Here is a 21,209-nt window from a genome sequence, read left to right as displayed (position 1 = left end):
ACCTACTTCCAGCGCTGGGGGTAGCCGGGCAGGTCACGGCAGCCACACATGGCGTAGTGCAGCGGCGGCATGCTCGCGTCGAGGTACTGGTCCAGGTTGTCCTGGGTGATCGTGGGCTGCGGCAGCTTCCACGGGTTGGAGACCTGGGTTCCGTCGAGGATGCTCAGCGCCGCGATGATCGGCGTACGCCACTGGTACGTCGGGTAGGTCGGCGCGATGGCGGTGAGCTGCTTGTCCTTCCACAGCTTCAGGAAGTCGAGCTGGTCCTCGCCGTTCATCGGCGGTACGGGCTTACCGGCGTCCTGGAACGCCTCGACCGCCGCCACCGCGACCGCTCCGGCGTCCATCCAGACCCCGTCGATCGTGCCGTACCGCTGGATGTAGTCGTTCACGATCTTCTTGGTCTTGGCGGGGTCGCCGTCGGTGAACTCCACGCCGACGACGTCGACCTTCGCCTTGTCCAGCGCGATCTTCGCGGCCGACCAGCGGGTCTCCAGCACGTCGACGCCGGGCAGGATCCGCAGGGCCAGCAGCTTGCCGCCGGGCTTCATCTTCTGGCTGACGAACTCCGCGCCGACGTGACCGAAGCCGTAGCCACCCACCGGGTTGATGAACGTCACCGGGCACGTGGTGTTGACGCCCCGGTCGAAGACGACCACCGGCAGGCCGGCCTTGCAGGCGGCCTCGACGGCCGGGGTGAGCGTGGCGGTGGTGTTCGGCGACACGATGAGCGCGTCGCAGCTCTTGCCGAGCAGATCGTTGATGTCGGCGATCTGCTTCTGGTCCTTGCCCTCGGCGTCGACGTGCACGAACTCGCTGATGCGGGAACGCTGCGCCTCGACCTCGGCCTGCATGGTCTTGAACCCGACCTGCCGCCACGGGTTGTTCAGCGCCGCGTTCGAGAAGCAGATCTTGTGCGGACCGGCCTTCTTGAACTTCGCGGTGTCCACCATCTTCGGGTTGAGCACCTGCTCCCACGGCTTGTCGGCCGGGCCCGTCGGGGCGGCGTCCAGCAGCGCCAGCTCGTTGTCGTAGTCGGCCTGCACGAAGAACTTGGACTGCTCGCCGGTGCCCGACCCCGCGGCGGCGGACGCGCTGCCGGACGGGGACGCGGTCGGCTCGTCCGTGGCGCACCCGGCGGCGGCCAGCGTCAGCACACCGACCGCGGCCAGGGCGGTCATGGATCGTCTCATCGAATCACCTTTATCTTGAGGAGGAGGAACGCGAAGCCGAGACCGCCACGGCGAGCAGGATGATGACGCCCTGGACGGTCGATCTGAGGGCACCGGAGACGCCGGTGAAGTTCATCAGCGCGAAGAGCGTCTCGAGGGTCAGTGCGCCGAGCATCGCCCCGACGACCGAGCCGCGACCGCCGCCGAGGGCGACGCCGCCGAGCACGACGGCGGTGATCGCGGCGAACTCCAGGCCGACGCCGGCCTGGAACGACACACCGCTGTACCCGCCGAGCAGGATCGCCGCGACCGCCGCCGCGACACCGCTGAGCACGAACGCGATGGTCTTGGTGAGACCGACGCGTACACCGCTCATCTCGGCGGTGCGCGGGTTGTCGCCGACGGCGACGAGCGTGCGGCCGAAGTCCGAACGCGTCAGCGCCACCGCGATGGCGGCGACGACCACCAGCACGAGCAGCGCGTACGGGATCCGACCGAGCAGCGGCACGTCCTCGATGGCCCGTCGGCCGAACCGGCGGAACTCCTCCGAGAGCCCGCCCTTGGGCGCGCCGTCGGACCACAGGTAGACGGCGCCGACGAGGATCAGGAACATGCCGAGGGTCGTGATGAAGGAGGGCACCCGCAGCACCGTGGTGACCAGACCGTTGACCAGCCCGACGAACGCGCCGCCGACGAGCAGCAACGCGACCACCGGCCAGGTGCGCGACGGGTCGCTGTCGATGAGGCGGGCGGCGACGACGACCTGCGCCGTGACCAGGGAACCCACCGAGAGGTCGAACTCCCCGCTGACGATCACGAAGTACTGACCGGCGGCGAGCAGGATGATCGGCGCGGAGCGACCCAGGAACGACATCAGCGAACCGGGGGCGAGGAAGTCGGGTTGAACGAACGCGATGATGATCAGCAGCACCGCCAGGAGCGCGGCGATCGGCGCGATCCCGTCGGGACGGATCCGGAGGGTGAGCGGACGACGCTCGGCGACCCGCATGGTCAGGACTCCGCCTTTCGCATGGCCCGTCGGGCGTAGACCGCGACCGCAGCGATGATGATCACGCCGCGGATCACCTGCTTGAAGAACGCGTCGACCTCGAGCTGGTTGAAGACCGCGTCGATGCTGGCGAGCAGCAGCACGCCGCCGATCGTGCCGAGGACGCCCCCGCGTCCGCCCGCGAGGGCGGTCCCACCGAGGACCACCGCGGCGATCGACTCCAGGTCGTAGAGCCCTTCGGTGCCCACCCGTGGCGCACCGGAGCCGAGCCGGCTGGCCAGGTAGACGCCGGCCAGCCCGGCACAGAGGGAGCACAGCACGTGGGCCGTGACGAGGACCCGGTTGTTACGGACGCCGGAGAGCCGGGCGACCTCCGGATCACCCCCCACGGCGACCAGGTGGTGACCGAACCGGGTACGCGAGAGCGCGAACCAGGCCGCCGCCGTCACGGCGAGCAGCAGCAGGAAGGACACCGGCACCGGACCGACCCGCTGGTAGCCGAGGGTCCGGACGAGAGCGGGTGCGCTCTCGCCGGCCGGGCCGTCGTAGCCGTTGTCGAGGTAGCCCTTGAGCAGCAGTCCGACGCCGAGGGTCGCGATGAACGCGTTGATCCGCAGCTTGGTGACCAGCAGCCCGTTGAGCAGCCCGACGGCGGCGCTGACCGCGAGCGCCAGGCCGATCGCCGGCAGCAGGGCGCCGTCGCTGCCGTTCATCGCCTCGGCCGCCACCAGCGTGCTGAGGCTGATCACGTACGCCACCGAGAGGTCGAGCGAACCACCGAGAATGACAAGCGTCTGCCCGACGGCGACGAGCCCGAGGCCGGCGGCGACGTGCAGCAGACTCACCGTCGTCGACTGGTTGAAGAGCTGACCGCCGTCGAGCGTGACGATCAGCCAGCCGACGACGAGGGTGAGGGCGAGGGCCACGTAGACGCCCGGAACGGCACGGCGGGCCGGACGCAGCGACAGCGCGGTCATGAGACAGCCTCGCGGACGGTGGTGGTGCCGACGGCCAGCGCCACGACGTCCTCCTCGGCCGCGCCCGCGGGCAGCTCGCCCGCGATCCGGCCGTCGCGCAGGACGACGATCCGGTCGCTCATGCCGAGCAGCTCCGGCAGCTCCGACGAGATCATCAGTACGGCCGCGCCGTCGCTGGCGAGGCGGCGGACGAGGTCGTGGATGGCGGACTTCGCGCCCACGTCGATGCCCCGGGTCGGCTCGTCGAAGATCAGGATCCGTGGCTTCAGCGCCAGCCACCGGGCCAGCACGACCTTCTGCTGGTTGCCGCCGGACAGGAAGCGGATCTCCTGGTCGTCGCCGGCCGCGCGGACCTCGACGGCGGCGAGCAGTTCGCGTACCCGTGCCGTGCGGGCGGCGCGACCGGACCGCGCCGCGAAGACGGCCCGGCTGGCCAGCAGCGCGTTGTCGAGCACCGACTGTCGCGCCACGATGCCCTCACCCTTGCGGTCCTCGGTGACGTACGCGATGCCGGCCCGCATGGCGGCACGCGGTGAGCGCAGCCGTACCGCCTCACCGTCCAACTCGACGGCGCCGGTCGTGAACGGCGTCACGCCGAAGAGCGCACGGGCGAGCGCGGATCGTCCGGAACCCTGTAGGCCGCCGACGCCGAGCACCTCGCCGGCGCGCAGCTCCAGGTCCACGCCACGCAACTTGCGGTTCCCCCCGCCACGGACGGTGAGCCGCACCGCGCCCCGGTCGTCGGGGCCGGCCCGGTCCGGGTAGTAGCTGGACAGCTCCCGGCCGACCATGTGCCGGACCAGCTCGTCGGCGGTCGTGCTCGCGGTGTCCACCGTGGTCACCCGGCGACCGTCCTTGAGGACCGTGATCCGGCTGGAGAGGTCGAAGACCTCGGTGAGGCGGTGCGAGACGTACAGCAGACCGATCCCCCGCTCCTGGAGCCGGCGCACCAGCCCGTAGAGCAGCTCGACCTCCTGGTCGGCCAGCGCGGCGGTCGGCTCGTCCATGATGAGCAGTCGCGCGTCCAGGGCGAGCGCCTTGGCGATCTCGACGACCTGCTGCTGAGCGACGCCCAGCCGCCCGACCCGGGCGTCGGCCGGCAGAGCCGTCTCCCCGATCGAGGTGAGGAGTTCGCGGGTGCGGTCGAGCATCGCGCGGCGGTCGACCAACCCGCGCCGGACCGGTTCGTGGCCCAGGTAGACGTTCTCCGCGACGGTGCGCTCGGGCAGCAGGTTGAACTCCTGATGGATGATGCCGACGCCGGCGCGCTGCGCGTCGCGGGGGCCGTGGAACGCGCGCGGTTGACCGGCGAACTCGATGGCGCCCTCGTCCGGGGCGTACCCGCCCGAGACGATCTTCATGAGGGTCGACTTCCCAGCGCCGTTCTCACCGACGACGGCGTGCACCTCGCCCGGGGCGACGTCGAGGTCGACATCGCCGAGCACGCGTACGCCGAGGAAGGACTTACCGATGCCCCGCAGAGCCAGCAGCGGTGCCGGTGGTGGATCTGACATCCCGATAGCCCTTACAGATAGTAGTCAACGACGGGGTCGACACAACGGCTGGTAGGCCGGCCGACGCGCTGAGCGACGCACTTTCGCAGGCTGCTGCGGAACTTGCGTTTTTATGGTGCAAACATTTCCTTGACATCGAGGAAACATCACACGTATGAAGATAGATGTTTGGATGCGGGTCCGCAATCCTCGATCTGCGGTGACTGCCAGGCCCGGCACTCGATCGGCGCGAGTGTCGTCCCGGAGGAGTCAGGCCCGACCGCCCCTACCGAGGGGTAACATCAGACGCTCGACGTTGCATTGACAGTCTTCGATGGATGGCCCATCCTGACCTCGCAGACCATGGACGAGATCACAGCCCACATCACGCTGTGTGACATCCAGCGGGGCTGACTGCCGTTTCGGCGGACGGCACGACGACCGCGACCAGCACACCCGTGGCTCTCGCGCGCCCAGGCACGACCTGACGCGCTGTCGGCCCGTGCTCGCAATCGCCAGTTGCCCGCCCAGACCTAGGAGACGGCATGCGTCGCCCCACAATGATCATTGGACTGATCGTCGGACTGTTGGTGGCCCTCGGCCTGGCCCCGCCGCCGGCATCGGCCGCCCCGGCGTTCCGCGCCCTGTTGTTCACCAAGACCGCCGGCTACCGGCACGACTCGATCCCCGCCGGGATCTCGATGTTCCAGCAGCAGGCCGCTGCCAACAACTTCGAGCTGGTGGCGACCGAGGACTCGAGTGTCTTCACGGCCTCGAACCTCGCCACCTTCGACGTCGTCATCATGTTCCAGACCTCCGGCATGGTCTGGACCTCGGCCTCCCAGCGCCAGGCCATCGAGGGCTACCTCGCCAGCGGCAAGGGCATCGTCGGCGTGCACAACGCCACCGACATGGGTATCGAGTCCGAGTACCCGTGGTGGGACCAGATGATGAACGGCGGCGCCCACATGCCCGAGCACTCCCCCGGAGTGCTCGCCGGCACCGCCATCGTCGCCGACAAGCAGCACCCGTCGACGGCCGGCCTGCCGGACCGCTGGAGCCGCAGCGAGGAGTGGTACAACTTCGACTCCAACCCGCGCGGCAACGTACACGTCCTGGTGACGGCCGACGAGCGCACGTACAACCCGGGCTCGCGGGCGATGGGCCCGGACCACCCGATCTCGTGGTGCCGCAACACCGGCGGCGGCCGGGTGTGGGCCACCGCGATGGGCCACGCCATCGAGTCGTACAGCGAGACGAACTTCCGCAACCACGTCCTCGGCGGCGTCAAGTGGGCCGCCGGCAACGTGCCCGGCGACTGTGGCGGCACCGTCTGGGGCAACTTCGAGAAGCGCACCCTGGACGACAACACCGCCGATCCGATGGCGCTGGCCGTGCTACCCGACGGCCGTGTGCTGTACGTCCAGCGCGGCGGCCAGGTCAAGATCTTCAAGCCGAGCACCAACAGCACCGTCACCGCCGCCACGCTGAGCGTCTACACCGGCGGTGAGGACGGACTCACCGGCGTCGCGATCGACCCGGCGTTCGCCAGCAACGGGTACGTCTATCTGTACCACTCACCGGCGAGCAGCTCGACCGACGTCAACCGGGTCTCCCGCTACACGCTCTCCGGTGACACGCTCAACCTGTCCACCGAGGCCCGGATCATCGACATCCCGGCGTACCGGGACCGGACCTTCGCAGAGCCCGGGCACACCGGCGGCTACATCGATTTCGGCCCGGACGGCAACCTCTACATCGGCACCGGCGACGACACGCCGCCGAACCTCGACCCCAACTGGCAGGGTTACGCCCCGCTGGACTGGCGCTCGGGCAAGTCCAACCTGGACGCCGCCCGCTCCGCCGGCAACACCAACGACCTGCGGGGCAAGCTGCTGCGCATCAAGCCGTCGGCCAGCGGCGGTTACACCATCCCGACGGGCAACCTCTACCCGCAGGGCACCGCGCAGACCAAGCCCGAGGTGTACGCCATGGGCTTCCGCAACCCGTTCCGCTTCTCGATCGACCCCGCCACCGGCTGGGTCTACCTGGCCGACTACGGCCCGGACCGCAACCCACCGACCACCAACCGTGGCCCGGAGGGTCTCGTCGAGCTGAACGTGATCAAGTCCGCCGGTAACTACGGCTGGCCGTTCTGCCACGGCAACAACCAGCCGTACGCGCCGTTCAACCCGGACACCGGCGTGGTCGGGTCGAAGTTCAACTGCAGCGCGCCGGTCAACAACTCGCCCAACAACACCGGCCTGGTCAACCTCAAGCCGGTCGTCTCGCCGAACATCTGGTACGGCTACCCGGCCTCGACGACCTTCCCCGAGCTGGGCTCCGGCGGGTCGGCCCCGATGGGCGGCCCGGTGTACCGGTACAACGCGAACAACCCGTCGGCGACGAAGTTCCCGCCGTACTACGACGGCGTGCACTTCTTCTACGAGTGGGCCCGCAACTACGTCAAGGAGGTCCACTTCGACTCCTCGACGGCGGTCACCCGGACGAACCCGTTCCTGCCCGGCGGCAACTTCAACAAGCCGATGGACATGGAGTTCGGCCCGGACGGCTCGCTGTACCTGCTGGAGTGGGGCTCGAACTTCGGCGGCGGCAACAATGACTCCGGGCTCTACCGGATCGACTACATCCAGGGCGGCCGGTCGCCGATCGCGAAGGCCGTCGGCACGCCGACCAGCGGCAGCGCCCCGCTGACCGTCCAGTTCAGCAGCGCCGGCACCAACGACCCCGACCCCGGCAACACGCTGAGCTACCAGTGGACGTTCGGTGACGGTGGCACGTCGACGTCCGCGAACCCGACGTACACCTACACGACCAACGGCAACTACACCGCGCAGCTCAAGGTCACCGACAACACCGGCAAGACCGGCTTCGCCAACGTACAGATCACCGTCGGCAACACCGCCCCGGTGGTCACCATCACCGTGCCTCCGAACGGCGGCATGCTGAACTTCGGCGACAAGGTCTCGTACACGGTCAGTGTCTCCGATCCCGGCGGCGCGGCCATCGACTGCACAAAGGTGTTCGTCAACCCGGCCCTCGGCCACGACGACCACGCCCACGAGACCACCGAGTACCCGGGCTGTTCGGGCACCATCTCCACCGATCTGCTCGGTGGGCACCCCGAAGGCGCGAACCTGTACTACGTGCTCAACGCCCGCTACACCGACAACGGTGGGTCGGGTGGCGCCGCGCCGCTGACCGGCTACGCGCAGGCGATCCTGCAACCGAAGCACAAGCAGGCCGAGTACTTCAGCAGCCAGTCGGGCATCCGGGTCGTCGACCAGAGCGCCGCGGAGAGCGGTAAGCGCGTCGGCGACATCTCCAACAACGACTGGGTCGCGTTCAACCCGATGAGCCTGTCGAACATCAGCACCGTCAGCTACCGGCTGTCGTCGCCCAGCGGCGGCGGAAGCATCGAGCTGCGGGCCGACTCGCCGACCGGCACCCTGCTGGCGACGACGTCGGTGCCCAGCACCGGCGGCTGGGACAACTACCAGTCCACGTCGCCGGTGAGCGTCGCGGCCCTGTCCGGTACGCACACCCTCTACATGGTGTTCAAGGGCAGCTCGTCCAACTGGTTCGACCTCGACGCGTTCACCTTCGGCGGCAACGGCGTGGGAGTCCCCGGCAGCGACACCGGTGGTGGCGTGGCCGGAAAGACCTGGACCCTGACGGCCCAGCACAGCGGCAAGCTCATGGATGTCAGTGGTGTCTCCACCGCCGACGGCGCCCAGGTCGTGCAGTGGGCGGCCACCGGTGGCAACAACCAGAAGTGGCAGGCGGTGGACGCCGGCAGCGGCGCCGTCTACCTCAAGGCGGTGCACAGCGGTAAGTGCCTCGACGTCGTCGGAGGCTCTACCGCGCAGGGCGCCTTCCTGCAACACACCACCTGCAACAACTCCAACCAACAGAAGTTCACCGTGACGGCGACCGGCACCACCGGTGTCTACACGGTCAAGAGCGCGCTGAGCGGGCTCTGCCTGGACGTCAACGGCGCCTCGACCGCCGACGGGGCCCGACTGCTGCAGTGGGGCTGCCACAGCGCCGCCAACCAGCAGTGGCGGTTCACCCAGGTCTGACGTAGCGCGAACGAAGCGCCGGCCACCCGCTCCTGACGACGGGTGGCCGGCGCTCCGGCTTTCTCAGGGGCGTGCCGTCACCGGAGCAGTCCGGCGTCGCGCAGCGCCACCCAGAGCTGCTCCGGGACGTCCGCGTCGAAGCGACGCAGGGTCTCGGTCACCTGGGCCTCGTCCCGCAGGCCGACCACCGTCGAGACCACCACCGGGTGCCGGCGGACGAACGCCAGCGCCGCCTGGGGCAGCGTGACGCCGTACTCCTGGCAGACCGCCGCGATCCGCCGGGCCCGTTCGATCACCTCGGGCGGCGCCTGCTGGTAGTTGTAGGTCGCGTCGGCCGGTGGTTGGTCCCGGGCCAGCAGCCCGGAGTTGTAGACGCCGGCGATCACCACGCCCACCCCCGCGGCCTGCGCGGCCGGCAGCAGGTCGTCGACCGCGCCCTGTTCGAGGAGGGTGTAGCGGCCGGCGCACATCACCACGTCGATGTCGGTCTCCTGGACGAACCGGGCCAGCATCGCCGACTGGTTCATACCGGCGCCGATCGCCCCGACGACCCCCTGGTCGCGGAGCTCGACCAGGGCGGGTACCCCCTCGGACGCCGCCTGCTCCCAGTGCTCGTCCGGGTCGTGCAGGTAGACGATGTCGACGCGGTCCAGGCCACTGCGGTCCAGGCTGGCCTCCAACGACCGCAGGACGCCGTCTCGGCTGAAGTCCCAGACCCGCCGGTGGTCGGCCGGCACGTCGAACCCCTCCGGGTCGCGGTGCCGCGCGTCCTCGGGCGAGGGTACGAGCAGCCGCCCGACCTTCGTCGACACCACGTACTCGTCGCGGGGCCGGGACCGCAGCGCCGCCCCCAGCCGCCGCTCGGACAGGCCGAGACCGTAGTGCGGCGCGGTGTCGAAGTAGCGGATGCCGGCGTCCCAGGCGGTGTCGACGGCGGCGGCGAACTCGTCGTCCGACGTCGCCCGGTACAGGTTGCCACCCTGCGCGGCGCCGAAGCCCAGCGTGGTGAGGCGCACCGCCGGCCGCCGAGGCAACGCCCGGCCCGTCACCGCTCCCCCAACCCGTACGCGCGAGCGGCGGTCTCCCGCCACACCGATGCCTGCTCCTCGTCGGCGAGCGGTTCCAGCAGATCGGCGAGGACGCCGACCCACCGGGTGTAGGAGCTGGCGAGCAGGCACACCGGCCAGTCGGAGCCGAACATGAGGCGGTGCGGCCCGAAAGCGTCCAGCGCGTGGTCGACGGCCGGGCGCAGATCGGCCGCCGACCAGGACGGGCCGTCCACCTCGGTCACCAGACCGGAGAGTTTCGCGGTGACGTTCGGCTCGGCCGCGAGCGCCCGCAGGTTGGCGGGCCAGTCGCCGAGGTCCGTCTTGCCGAGCGACGGCTTGGCGAGGTGGTCCAGGACGAACGGCACCTCGGGCAGATCCCGGACGAGCCGGGTGGCCGCCGGAAGCTGGTGGTCCCGGACCAGCAGGTCGTAGGCGAGGCCGGCGGCGCCGACAGCCGCGATGCCCCGCCGGACGTCGGGCCGGTCGAGGTACGCCGGGTCGGGCTCGGACTGGACCAGGTGGCGGATGGCGACGAGACGCTCTCCACCGCGCGCGGCGCGCAGCCGGTCCAGTCGCTCGTCGATGTCCTCGACGGTGAGGTTGACCCAGCCGACGACGCCACCGATGAGAGGATCGTCGGCCGCGATGCCCAGCAGGTGTTCCGTCTCCGCGACGGAGGCGATGGACTGCACGACGACGGTCTCGGTGACCCCGGCGGCACGCGCCACCGGAGCGAGATCCGCCGGGGTGAAGTCGTTGTCGATCGCCGCCATCGTGTCCGGGTCGATCCACGGTTGCGGGTGCCGGGCGCGGACCCAGAGGTGGTGGTGCGCGTCGACGATGCCGGGACGCCCGGCCGGCGTGGGCGCGGTCATCGGCCCAACCATCCGCCGTCGACGGGCAGGACGGTGCCGTGCACGTAGTCCGACGCGGCGGCGGCCAGGAACACGGTGGCCCCGGCCAGGTCGTCGGCGCGTCCCCACCGGCCGGCCGGGATCCGTCCCAGGATGGCGTCGTTGCGGACGGGGTCGTCGCGCAGCGCCTGGGTGTTGTCGGTGGCGATGTACCCGGGCGCGATCGCGTTGACGTTCACCCCGTGGCCGGCCCACTCGTTGGACAGGGCTCTGGTCAGCCCGGCGAGGCCGGACTTGGCCGCCGTGTAGCTCGCGACGTTGATGCCGCCCTGGAAACTCAACAGCGAGGCGGTGAAGATGACCTTGCCGCGGCCCCGGTCGACCATCCGCCGGCCGATTTCGCGGGTCAGCACGAACTGGCTGGACAGGTTCACCTGCATCACGCGGTCCCACATCTCGTCGGGGTGCTCCACGGCCGGCGCCCGGGCGATCGTGCCGCCGTTGTTCACGAGGATGTCCACCGGCGCCACCGCCTCGGCCTCCTCGGCCAGCCGGTACACCGCGGCCCGGTCGCCCAGGTCCGTCCGGATGCCGGTGAACCGGCGACCGGCAGCCTCGACGCGCCGTCGGACCTCGCCGCCCTCCGGCTCCAACTGCGCCGACACCCCGATCACATCCGCCCCAGCCAGCGCCAGGGCCTCGGCCATCGCGAGGCCGATCCCCCGCCGGGCGCCGGTCACCAGGGCGGTACGTCCGGTCAGGTCGAACAGGACGCTCATCGCTCTTCCTCCCGCCAGTCGAGCAGCACCTTCATGACACCTCCGCCGGACTCCAGAGCCGTGAACGCGTCCGTGACGCCGGCCACCGGGAGCACCCGGGAGATCAGCTCCTGCGCCGGGATGACGCCCGCCGCCACCAGCCGGATCGCCTCGACGACGTCCTCGCGCCGGTACAGGCGCGCGCCCAGCAACTCCAGCTCCCGCCAGAAGAAGCGGTGCAGGTTCACCGGACGTGGCTGCGGGTGGATCGCCACCATCACCAGCCTGCCCCGGGTGGTCAGCACGTCCACCGCCGTACCGACACCGGCCGCGGAACCGGACACCTCGAAGGCGACGTCCGCGCCCGCGCCGCCGGTCCGTTCGTTGACCAGCGCCACCACGTCGGTCGGCCCCGGGTCGACGGCCTCGATGCCGATGCCCGAGGCGACGCCGCGCCGGAAACCGTCCGGTTCGACGAGCAGGACCCGGGCCCCACGCTCACGGGCGACGGCAGCGATGAGGACGCCCACCGGGCCCCCGCCGACGACGACCACGTGCTCACCGGACGCCACCTGCGCCCGGCCGACGTCGTGCACCGCCACGGCGACGGGCTCGACGAGCGCCGCCCGGTCCAACGGCAGGTCGTCGGGGAGCGGCAGCACCAGGTCGGCCGGCACGGTCCACGACGACTGCATCGCCCCGGGCGAGTCGATGCCGAGAAAGTCCATCGCGTGACAGATGTGCGAGTGGCCACGACGGCACGCCGGGCACTGCCCACAGGCGCGCGTCGGCATCACGGTGACGGGCTGCCCGACCCGCAGGTCGGTCACCCCCGCACCGACCGCGGCGACGCGCCCCGACATCTCGTGCCCCAGGACCGCCGACGCGCCGACCCGGGCGTCCATGTCGCCGTGGAAGATGTGCAGGTCCGTACCGCAGATCCCGGTGTACGCCACCGCGATCGATACCTGGCCGGGGCCCGGCGGCTCCGGTGCGCGGTCCTCGATCCCGAGGTCCCGTGCTCCCTTGTAGACAACTGCCTTCACTGCTGCTCCGTCTCGACGTGGTTGGTACGTACGGTGCGTGGGACAGGGCGGCCGGAGCCGCGTCCGCGGTGTCGGCGCCACGGACACGGTAATCATCCGACCAATTGCGGTCCAGTGCGGTTACGGTCCGTACCGGCTCAGTGCCGCAGCGGTGCCACGTCGTTCGGTGACGTGACCGCGTCGACGAGCAGGGCCTCGACCCCGGCCGGCACGGCGGCGACCGGGTGCTCGGCGACCGCCAGCAGACGCTTGCCCGCCCGCTCCGGACGGACGTTCGGGCTCTCGGCGGTCGGGGTGCCGGGGCGGTGTCCGGCGGCCGCGATCGCCGCCTCGTCCACCCGGACGCCGAGGCCCGGCGCCTCGCCCAGGACGAACGCGCCGTCCTCGACGTGCAGGTCGAGGTCGATACCCGTCGGTGGTCGGAGATCCTGCAACTCACTCACCAGGTGGTTGGGCACGGACGTCGCGGCGTGCAGGAGCCCGACCGGAATGTTGCCGATGGGGCTGACCGGCAGGTCGTGGGCGTGCGCGAGGGCCGCCACCCGCAGGAAGTGGGTGACTCCCCACACGGCGGCCGTCTGCACGATGTCGACCGCGCCCGCCGCGATCAGCGGTCGGTACTGCTCCAGCCCGGTGAGGTTCTCCCCGGTGGCGATCGAGGCCCGTACGCCCCGACCCACGGCGGCCAGGCCCTCGGCGTCCCAGCGGCGCACCGGCTCCTCGATCCAGATCAGATCGAGGGTACGTTCGAGTTCGGCCACGTGCCGGACGGCCTGCTTGCGCGACCATGCCTCGTTGACGTCGAGCATCAGGCCCGGCCGTCGACCGTGCCCGGCCGCGGTCAGCACCTCCCGGACGAGGCCGAGCCGATGCCGGTCCGCCTCGATGTCCAGACCGCCCTTGAGTTTGGCGGCCCGCAGGCCGTACTGGGCGTAGACCTCGTACTCGGCGACGAGCTCGTCGTCGGTCAGCCCGATGTCGAGACCGGACGCGTACGCGGGCACGCGCCGGTCCCGCCCGCCGAGCAGCCGCCACAGCGGCTCGCCAGCCATCTTCGCCTTGATGTCCCACAGGGCGGTGTCCAACGCGCCGATCGTCCCGAACACCAGGCCGGCGTGGCCGGCCTTGAACGTCTGCCGCAGCATCCGGTCGTACAGGGTGGACACCGCGCGGGGATCTTCCCCTTCGATGGCCGGGAAGATCTGGTCGATCTCCACGTGCGGTCCGAGGCCGATGCCCTCGACCCCCTCGTCGGTCTCGACGATGGTGATCGGCAGCGTCGTGACGCCGTCGGGGAACACGCCGTTGGCGTCGCCGACGGGTCGGCCCCACTCCTGGACCGTCGTCAGGGTTCGATACCCGGTGATGCGCATGTCAGCCTTTCGTGGAACCAGCGGCGACGCCGTCGGCGATCTGGCGCTGAAGGAACAGGTAGATCGCCAGGACCGGGATCGCCGCGATGAGCACCCCGGAGGCGAAGGTGGGAATGTCCTCGGAGTACTGCCCTCGCAGCGAGGTCACCCCGACCATGAGAGTCCGGTGGTCGGCCGAGGGCATCAGCAGCAGCGAGATGAGCACGTCGTTCCAGCAGAACAGCGTGTTGAGGATGCCCACCGACAGCAGCGCCGGAGCGCCCAGCGGCAGCATGATCCGGCGGTAGACGCCGTACACGGTGTTGCCGTCGATCCGGGCCGCGTCGATGATCTCCGCCGGGATCGTCCGGTAGTAGCTGGTCATGAGAAAGACCGTGAAGGGCAGGAACTGCGCGACGTACGCCAGGATCAGCCCCGGGTACGTGTCGACCAGACCGCTGTCGGCCATGACCCGGGCCAGCGGCACCATGATCACCTGGAAGGGGATGAAGAGCGCCGCGAGGCAGCCGATGAACAGCGCCGTCGAGCCCCGGAAGCGCAGTTGACTCAGCGCGAAGCCGGCCATCGACCCGAACAGCAGCAGCAGGAACACCGAGCACCCGACGACGATGATCGAGTTGACGGTGTACCGGCCCATGCCGACGCTGGTCCACGCCGTGGTGATGTTCTCGAAGCGCAGCGAGTCCGCCAGCGCGAAACGGTCGAGGATGTACTCCCGCCGGGTCTTCATGGCGACGTTCGCCGTGAACAACAGCGGGTAGATCGTCGCGAGCGCGAGCAGTCCCATCGGGATGATGAGCAACCATCTACCGAGTCGGACGCGGGACATCAGTCCTCCCTTCCCGCGCGTCGGAGCAGCTTGAGCTGCACCAGCCCGACGACGAGCATGATGACGAACAGAACGGTGGACGCGGCCGACGCGAGCGCCGGTCGATTCATCTGCCCCTGCTGGATCCAGATGTAGTACTCGGGCAGGTAGGTCGAGCCCTCCGGACCGCCGCTGGTCATGACGTAGAGCAGGCCGAACATGGAGGTGAGCATCCCGATCATCGTGGTCACGAACACGAACTGGATGGTGCGGGACAGGCTGGGAATGATCACGTGCCAGATCACCTGGGCCAGGGAGGCGCCGTCCACCCGCGCGGCGTCCAGCAGGGCGGCGTCCAGGGTCGCGAAGCCCGCGAGGAACACGACCAGAGCCATCCCGAAGGTCGCCCACACGTGGACGCCGACGACCGCGAACATGGCGACGTCCGGATCACCGAGCCAGTCCACCGGCCCGATGCCGACCGTGGACAGGACAACGTTGACAGGACCGTCAAACGAAAGCAGCAGGTTGAAGATCGCGCCGACGATGACCGGGGACAGAACGGCCGGGAAGAAGTAGACGCTGCGGTAGAACCGGTGCCCGGGCACGCGCAGGTAGATGAACGTGGCGAGCAGACCCGGGATGGCCACCGCCACCGGCAGGAGCAGGACCAGCAGACCCACGTTGCGCAGCGCCTGCCGGAACAGCGGGTCGTGGAGCAGCTCGGTGTAGTTGTCGAAGCCGACCATCGCCCCGTCCCGGTCGCCGTCGCCGGTGAACGAGAAGTTGACCCCCAGGGCCAACGGATACAGCCGCAGCAGCACGAGGATCAGGACGGCCGGGGCGACCAGCACGAAGGGCGCCAGTTTTTCGGCGCGACGGCCGCCGGCGGCGCGCCGGGAAACGGCGCGGTCGCGCGGCGGCGGCGCGGCGGGCGGGACCCCGCCGGCCCGCCCGGCCGAAGCCGAGCGGACCGGCGGGAGCGAGTTGCCGATCGTCACGAGATCAGCCCGCCGTGTCCGAGGCGGCCATCTGCTTCACGACCTCGTCCACGCTGATCGAGCCGCTGAGCAACTGCTGCGAGAGGCGGCCCATCAGGTCGAGCGACTTCGAGGAGAGCGCCACGTGCGCCGCCGGCTTGCCGGTCTTGAGCGCGCCGACGATCGTGGTGACGGCCGGGCCACCCGCGGACACGTCGATGGTGGTGTCCGCGGTGATCGCGCCCGCGTTGGCGTAGAACGCCTTCAGCGCCTCGGTGGAGGTCAGCGAGCGCACCAGGTCGGCGGCCACCTTCGGGTCCTTGGTCCACTTGGCGACCGCGTAACCGATGCCACCGTCGTACGGCAGGCTGGGGGTCACGCCGCTGGTCACCGTCGGCGCCATCATCACGCCGAGCTTCTCGGGCGTGATGAACTCGTTGAAGTCCTTCCAGTGCCCGATGTCCGACATGAGGCCGATCATGTGGGCGGCCTTGCCGGACTGGAAGACGGCGAACGCGTCGTTGAACAGGGCGGTGGAGTTGGCGCCGTCGTTGTTCAGCTTGGTGGCGCCGGTCTCCTTCCACAGCTCGAAGAGCCGCTTGACGTTCGGCGAGTTCCAGTCGCGCTTGCCGGCGATCCAGTTGTCGTACTCCTGCGGGGTCAGGACGCCCGACGCCATGGCCGACAGGAAGAACTGGATGCCGTAGCCCTCCTTGTTGCCGACGGAGAAGCACTTGGCGCCGGTCTGCTTGGTGATGACACCGCAGTTGGCGACGAACTCCTGCCACGTCGTGGCGGGCTTCGCCGGGTCGAGGCCGGCCTTCTCGTAGAGCGTCTTGTTGTAGTAGATCGGATGACCCTGGAGCGTCACCGGGGCGGCGTAGGTCTTGCCCGCCTTGGCGAACGCCTCCCAGCCGGCCAGCCGCTGCCGGTCCTCGCCCACGTACTCGTCCAGCGGCTGGAGCGAGTCCACCCGGTCGCGGATCTGGCCGCCACCGTTGAACAGGATGACGTCCGGCCCCTTGCCCGCCTGGATGGCCGCGCCGAGCAGCGTGTAGTACTGGTCGAACGGCTGGGCGACGAACTCGACCTCGACGTCCTTGTGCTTCTTGGCGAAGTCGGCCTTGGCCTTCTCCACGTACTGGGCGGAGCTGGCCTCGCCGGACTTCCAGTCCCAGACGACCAGCTTCTTGTCCGAGCCTCCGGACGATGAACCCGAACCTGTCGCGCTTCCACAGCCTGTCAGGGCCAGCCCTGCAACGAGGACCGCGGACCACACTGCTCGTTGCTTCATCGTTGCTCACCTTCATATGGGGAGTGGCCTGGGAACGGCCGTCGATGCAAGATTGACGAGAACGTAACTCGTATGACGTCTGACGTCAACGGTTGCCCGTACACTGGGGCGGACTCGTGGGCCCGCTCCCGCGGCTACGCGGAGGTGAACGTGACGACATCGAACCGGTCGGCCGTCAACGGCGCGGCGACGCCGACCTGGACGCGTCGCCCGACGAATCTGGCTCAGGCGATCACGGCCGAGTTGGTGACCCGCATCGTCCAGGGAGCGCATCCCTCGGGCACGCCGCTACCCCCCGAGCCGGTGCTCTGCGAGACCTTCTCGGTGAGCCGGACGGTCATCCGGGAAGCGGTGAAGATCCTGCAGGAGAAGGGGCTCGTGCAGGTCCGCCAGGGCAGCGGAACGCTCGTCACCCCGCCCTCGTCGTGGGACATGCTCGACGAGCTCGTCCTCGCGGCGACCATCGCCGAGGACGACACCCTGGCGATCCTGGACGACCTGGTGGTGACCCGCCGGGTGCTGGAGTCCGACATGGCGAACGTTGCCGCCCGCCTCGCCGACGACACGACGATCGACCGGCTGCGCGCCCTCGTGGACCGTATGGACGAGCTGGTCGACGACCACGTGACCTACCAGGAGCACGACCGCGCCTTCCACGACACGGTCATGCAGGCGTCCGGGAACCGCATCGCCCGGGGCGTCGTCCGGTCCCTGGAGAGTCAGGTCGTCAACACCGCCCGGTACATGGGCCAGCCCGAGCGGGCCATGTGCGTGGCGTCGAACCAGGGGCACCGGCGCATCTACGAACGCATCGCCGCCCACGACCCGGACGGTGCCGCACAGGCGATGTTCACGCACATCACGGAGGCGTGGCTCGTGCGCCGCAGCGGCCCGGGGAGCCCGACCCGACTGCAGCGCTGACCGCTTCGTCGACCCCTGGTACGACCCCACGACGACCCGCCCGTGACACCGGTGCGAAATCCAGGTCCGTCCATCGCTTGAGAATGTTAGCGATAACAGACTACCCTCGGGCCGCAGAGGCGAAGGGCACGCTTCACCGCTCCACCCGATCCACTGAGGTCGATGGAGCGGTGCATGACCAACGCCCACTGGTGGGTGACCGGGCCTCCCCTCAGGGACGTTGACCACCGCCGTCGACGTACGGCGGGCCGCCGCACGCGGGTGCCACGGGTGGACACGCGCCCCCCTCCTGCCGTGCTCGCGGCACCGCCGCAGCCCCACCCCCGAGCGACCCGCGACGACACCCGCGACACGCCGCCAGCGCACGCGGCGAGCCGCCCGCCCGTCGTGACCCACCCTGGAGGTACCGATGCGCCCCACACCGCCACCGCGGACCACGAACCGGCTCCGGCGCGGCCTCGCCTGGCTCGCGAGCCTGCTGCTCGTCTCGACGCTGATGCCGGCCACGGCCGCCCGCGCGGACAACCCCATAGTCCAGCACATCTACACGGCCGACCCGGCGCCCCTGGTCCACAACGGACGGGTCTACCTCTACACCGGCCACGACGAGGACGGCTCCACGTACTTCACCATGAAGGACTGGCGGGTGTGGTCGTCGGCCGACATGGTCAACTGGACCGACCACGGCTCGCCACTGAGCGTCGCCACCTTCAGTTGGGCGAGCGCCAACGCGTGGGCGGGTCAGGTCGTGGCCCGCAACGGCAAGTTCTACTGGTACGTGCCGGTCACCGCCCGGGCCACCAACTCGATGGCCATCGGCGTCGCGGTGGCCGACAGCCCCACCGGGCCGTTCCGGGACGCCATCGGCCGTCCCCTGGTCGGCAATGGCGAGATCGACCCCACGGTCTTCGTCGACGACGACGGCCAGGCCTACCTGTACTGGGGCAACCCGAACCTGTGGTACGTCCGGCTGAACTCGGACATGATCTCCTACAGCGGCAGCGCCACCAAGATCCCGCTCACCACCGCCGGGTTCGGGACCCGCAGCGGCAACGCGAGCCGGCCCACCCTCTACGAGGAGGGCCCCTGGGTCTACAAGCGCAACGGCATCTACTACAACGTGTTCGCGGCGGAGTGCTGCTCCGAGTTCATCGGATACTCGACCGCCACCGGCCCGATCGGCCCGTGGACCTACCGCGGCACGGTCATGCCCCGCCAGGGCGCGAGCTTCACCAACCACCCGGGAGTCATCGACTTCAACGGCGGCTCGTACTTCTTCTACCACAACGGCGCGTTGCCGGGCGGTGGCGGTTACACCCGCTCGGTGGCCGTGGAGAAGTTCACCTACAACACCAACGGCACCATCCCGACGATCAACATGACCACGACGGGCGCGCCGCAGATCGGCACGCTGAACCCGTACGTGCGGCAGGAGGCCGAGACCATCGCCTGGGGCTCCGGCATCGAGACCGAGCCCGCCAGCGAGGGTGGGATGAACGTCGGATGGATCGAGAACGGGGACTACATCAAGGTCAAGGGCGTCGCCTTCGGTACGGGCGCCACGTCCTTCTCCGCGCGGGTCGCCTCGGCGACGTCCGGCGGCACCGTCGAACTGCGCCTCGGCAGCCCCACCGGCACGCGGGTGGGCAGCTGCACGGCGCCCGGCACCGGTGGGTGGCAGGCCTGGCAGACCGTCTCCTGCCCGGTCTCCGGCGCCACCGGCACGCAGGACCTGTACCTGCGGTTCACCGGCGGCAGCGGCACGCTGTTCAACCTCAACTGGTGGCAGTTCCAGGCCAACGGCACCACGCCCACCCCGACCCCGACCCCGAGGCCGAGCCCGACCGCCGACCCGACGCCGTCGCCCGTCCCGACGCCCACGACCACTCCCACGCCCACGCCGACGAGCCCGGCGGGAACGTCCTGCGCGGTCACCAACACCGTGGTGAACACCTGGCAGGGCGGTTTCGAGGGGCGGCTAACGGTCACCAACTCCGGATCGTCGGCGCTCAACGGCTGGCGGGTCACCTGGACGCTCGCCAGCGGGCAGACGGTGTCCCAGGTCTGGAACGGCACCCTCACCCACTCGGGTAGCCAGGTGACCGTCGCGAACGCCAGCTACAACGGCCAGCTCGCGCCGGGATCCTCGACCACCGCCGGCTACCTCAGCTCCACCACCTCGACCAGCCCGCCCACCATCACCCCGACCTGCGCCCCCGCCTGATCCCCTCCGTTCCCCACCCCCAAGAACACCCCCACCCCATCCCCACCCCGTCCGCCGCCGACGTCGATCATGAAGGCAATGCCCCCGACACGCCGATAGGGAGCACCAACTTCATGATCGACGGGGCGGGGCCGGGGGTGGGGTGGGGGTTCTAGAAGTCGTCGTCGAAGGCGACCGTGCCGGTCACCCCGACCTGGTACGCCGACACCCGCCGCTCGAAGAAGTTGGACAGCTCCTGCACGTCCTGCAACTCCATGAAGGCGAACGGGTTGGCCGACCCGTAGTGCGGCGCGATTCCGAGCTGGGCGAGCCGGCGGTCGGCGACGTGCTGGAGGTACTGGCGCATGTCCGTCAGGGCGAGACCGGGCACCCCCTGACCCACCAGGTCCTCGGCGAACTGGACCTCGCACTCGACCGCCTCGGTGAGCATGCGGCGGACCTGGTCGGCCAGGTCGTCGTCGAACAGGTCCGGCTCCTCGGCGCGTACGGTGTCGACGACGTCGAACGCGAACGCCATGTGCATGCTCTCGTCGCGGAACACCCAGTTCGTGCCCGAGGCAAGCCCGTGCAGCAGACCCCGCGAGCGCAGGAAGTAGACGTACGCGAACGCGCCGTAGAAGAACAATCCCTCGATGCAGGCGGCGAAGCAGATCAGGTTGAGCAGGAACGCCCGTCGGTCCTCGCGGGTGCGCAGCTCGCGCAGGTCGCCCAGCGAGTCGATCCAGCGGAAGCAGAACTCGGCCTTGCGACGGATCGAGGGAATGTTCTCGATGGCGGCGAAGGCCCCGAACCGTTCGGTCTCGTCGGGGACGTACGTGTCGAGCAGGTTCAGGTAGAACTGGACGTGCACGGCCTCCTCGAACAGCTGCCGGGACAGGTAGAGCCGACCTTCGGGGCTGTTGACGTGCTGGTACAGGTTGAGCACCAGGTTGTTCGCGACGATCGTGTCGCCGGTCGCGAAGAACGCGACGAGCCGGCTGACCAGGTGCCGCTCGGCCGGCGACAGCCGGTCCAGGTCGGCCAGGTCGGCGTGCAGGTCGACCTCCTCGACCGTCCAGGTGTTGCGGATGGCGTCCCGGAACCGGTCGAAGAAGTGCGGGTAGCGCATCGGGCGGAGAGTCAGGTCCATCCCGGGGTCGAGCAGCATG

16 protein-coding genes are annotated in these 21,209 nt (G+C 69.8%); 3 read left to right on the top strand and 13 right to left on the bottom strand.

Annotation, left to right across the window (positions count from 1 at the left end; all coding sequences use genetic code 11):
• Positions 1-2 precede the first annotated feature (2 nt).
• Genes ACQPZK_RS12660 through ACQPZK_RS12645 form a run of 4 tightly spaced genes read right to left on the bottom strand, consistent with a single transcriptional unit; the run spans position 3 to position 4,672 of the window.
• Entirely contained in the window at positions 3-1,193 is a 1,191-nt protein-coding gene (locus ACQPZK_RS12660; protein ID WP_433538474.1) for a substrate-binding domain-containing protein, read from the bottom strand.
• Between the two features lie 10 nt (positions 1,194-1,203).
• The gene (locus tag ACQPZK_RS12655; RefSeq protein WP_433538473.1) at positions 1,204-2,181 is read right to left on the bottom strand and encodes an ABC transporter permease; all 978 of its coding nucleotides are present in this window, start codon (positions 2,179-2,181) and stop codon (positions 1,204-1,206) included.
• A gap of 2 nt (positions 2,182-2,183) precedes the next feature.
• Entirely contained in the window at positions 2,184-3,158 is a 975-nt protein-coding gene (locus ACQPZK_RS12650) for an ABC transporter permease (protein WP_433538472.1), read from the bottom strand.
• Positions 3,155-4,672, bottom strand: coding sequence for a sugar ABC transporter ATP-binding protein (locus ACQPZK_RS12645; protein WP_433538471.1), 1,518 nt, complete (start codon positions 4,670-4,672; stop codon positions 3,155-3,157). The genes ACQPZK_RS12650 and ACQPZK_RS12645 overlap by 4 nt, the downstream gene beginning before the upstream one ends.
• A 524-nt stretch (positions 4,673-5,196) precedes the next feature.
• Between ACQPZK_RS12645 and ACQPZK_RS12640 the strand changes: the two genes are divergently transcribed.
• Positions 5,197-8,754: a ThuA domain-containing protein gene (locus ACQPZK_RS12640; protein ID WP_433538470.1), complete on the top strand. Its 3,558-nt coding sequence runs from the start codon at positions 5,197-5,199 to the stop codon at positions 8,752-8,754.
• 77 nt (positions 8,755-8,831) lie between these two features.
• Here the strand turns inward: ACQPZK_RS12640 and ACQPZK_RS12635 are convergent, their stop codons facing one another.
• The 8 genes from ACQPZK_RS12635 to ACQPZK_RS12600 form a co-directional block, all read right to left on the bottom strand.
• On the bottom strand, positions 8,832-9,770 hold the full coding sequence (locus tag ACQPZK_RS12635; RefSeq protein ID WP_433538469.1) for an aldo/keto reductase: 939 nt from the start codon (positions 9,768-9,770) through the stop codon (positions 8,832-8,834).
• Between the two features lie 29 nt (positions 9,771-9,799).
• A complete protein-coding gene (locus tag ACQPZK_RS12630; RefSeq protein ID WP_433538468.1) occupies positions 9,800-10,678 on the bottom strand; it encodes an amidohydrolase family protein in 879 nt (292 codons plus the stop codon).
• Positions 10,675-11,436, bottom strand: coding sequence for an SDR family NAD(P)-dependent oxidoreductase (locus ACQPZK_RS12625; RefSeq protein ID WP_433538467.1), 762 nt, complete (start codon positions 11,434-11,436; stop codon positions 10,675-10,677). Before ACQPZK_RS12625 ends, ACQPZK_RS12630 begins: the two co-directional genes overlap by 4 nt.
• Positions 11,433-12,461, bottom strand: coding sequence for a zinc-dependent alcohol dehydrogenase (locus tag ACQPZK_RS12620; RefSeq protein ID WP_433538466.1), 1,029 nt, complete (start codon positions 12,459-12,461; stop codon positions 11,433-11,435). The genes ACQPZK_RS12625 and ACQPZK_RS12620 overlap by 4 nt, the downstream gene beginning before the upstream one ends.
• 137 nt (positions 12,462-12,598) lie before the next feature.
• Positions 12,599-13,834 (bottom strand): mandelate racemase/muconate lactonizing enzyme family protein, encoded by a 1,236-nt coding sequence (locus ACQPZK_RS12615; RefSeq protein WP_433538465.1) that lies wholly within the window; start codon positions 13,832-13,834, stop codon positions 12,599-12,601.
• Between the two features lies 1 nt (position 13,835).
• Positions 13,836-14,663, bottom strand: a complete 828-nt coding sequence (locus ACQPZK_RS12610) for a carbohydrate ABC transporter permease (protein WP_433538464.1) — start codon at positions 14,661-14,663, stop codon at positions 13,836-13,838.
• On the bottom strand, positions 14,663-15,643 hold the full coding sequence (locus ACQPZK_RS12605) for a carbohydrate ABC transporter permease (RefSeq protein WP_433538463.1): 981 nt from the start codon (positions 15,641-15,643) through the stop codon (positions 14,663-14,665). Before ACQPZK_RS12605 ends, ACQPZK_RS12610 begins: the two co-directional genes overlap by 1 nt.
• A 4-nt stretch (positions 15,644-15,647) precedes the next feature.
• Entirely contained in the window at positions 15,648-16,916 is a 1,269-nt protein-coding gene (locus ACQPZK_RS12600) for an ABC transporter substrate-binding protein (RefSeq protein ID WP_433538462.1), read from the bottom strand.
• Positions 16,917-17,066: 150 nt separating this feature from the next.
• On the opposite strand from ACQPZK_RS12600, the gene ACQPZK_RS12595 reads away from it, so the two are divergent.
• Both ACQPZK_RS12595 and ACQPZK_RS12590 read left to right on the top strand, forming a co-directional pair.
• Complete coding sequence (locus ACQPZK_RS12595; protein WP_433538461.1) at positions 17,067-17,837, top strand: FadR/GntR family transcriptional regulator; 771 nt, start codon at positions 17,067-17,069, stop codon at positions 17,835-17,837.
• Positions 17,838-18,246: 409 nt separating this feature from the next.
• Positions 18,247-20,061 (top strand): family 43 glycosylhydrolase, encoded by a 1,815-nt coding sequence (locus ACQPZK_RS12590; protein ID WP_433538460.1) that lies wholly within the window; start codon positions 18,247-18,249, stop codon positions 20,059-20,061.
• Between the two features lie 151 nt (positions 20,062-20,212).
• On the opposite strand, the gene ACQPZK_RS12585 is transcribed toward ACQPZK_RS12590, so the two are convergent.
• Positions 20,213-21,208: a ribonucleotide-diphosphate reductase subunit beta gene (locus tag ACQPZK_RS12585; protein WP_433539192.1), complete on the bottom strand. Its 996-nt coding sequence runs from the start codon at positions 21,206-21,208 to the stop codon at positions 20,213-20,215.
• Position 21,209 lies beyond the last annotated feature (1 nt).

Origin of the sequence: Micromonospora sp. CA-249363, assembly GCF_050950185.1 — a bacterium.
Taxonomy (GTDB): Bacteria; Actinomycetota; Actinomycetes; order Mycobacteriales; family Micromonosporaceae; genus Micromonospora.
The sequence above is the reverse complement of the archived record's forward strand: the minus strand, read 5'-3'. Positions and strand labels throughout refer to the sequence as shown.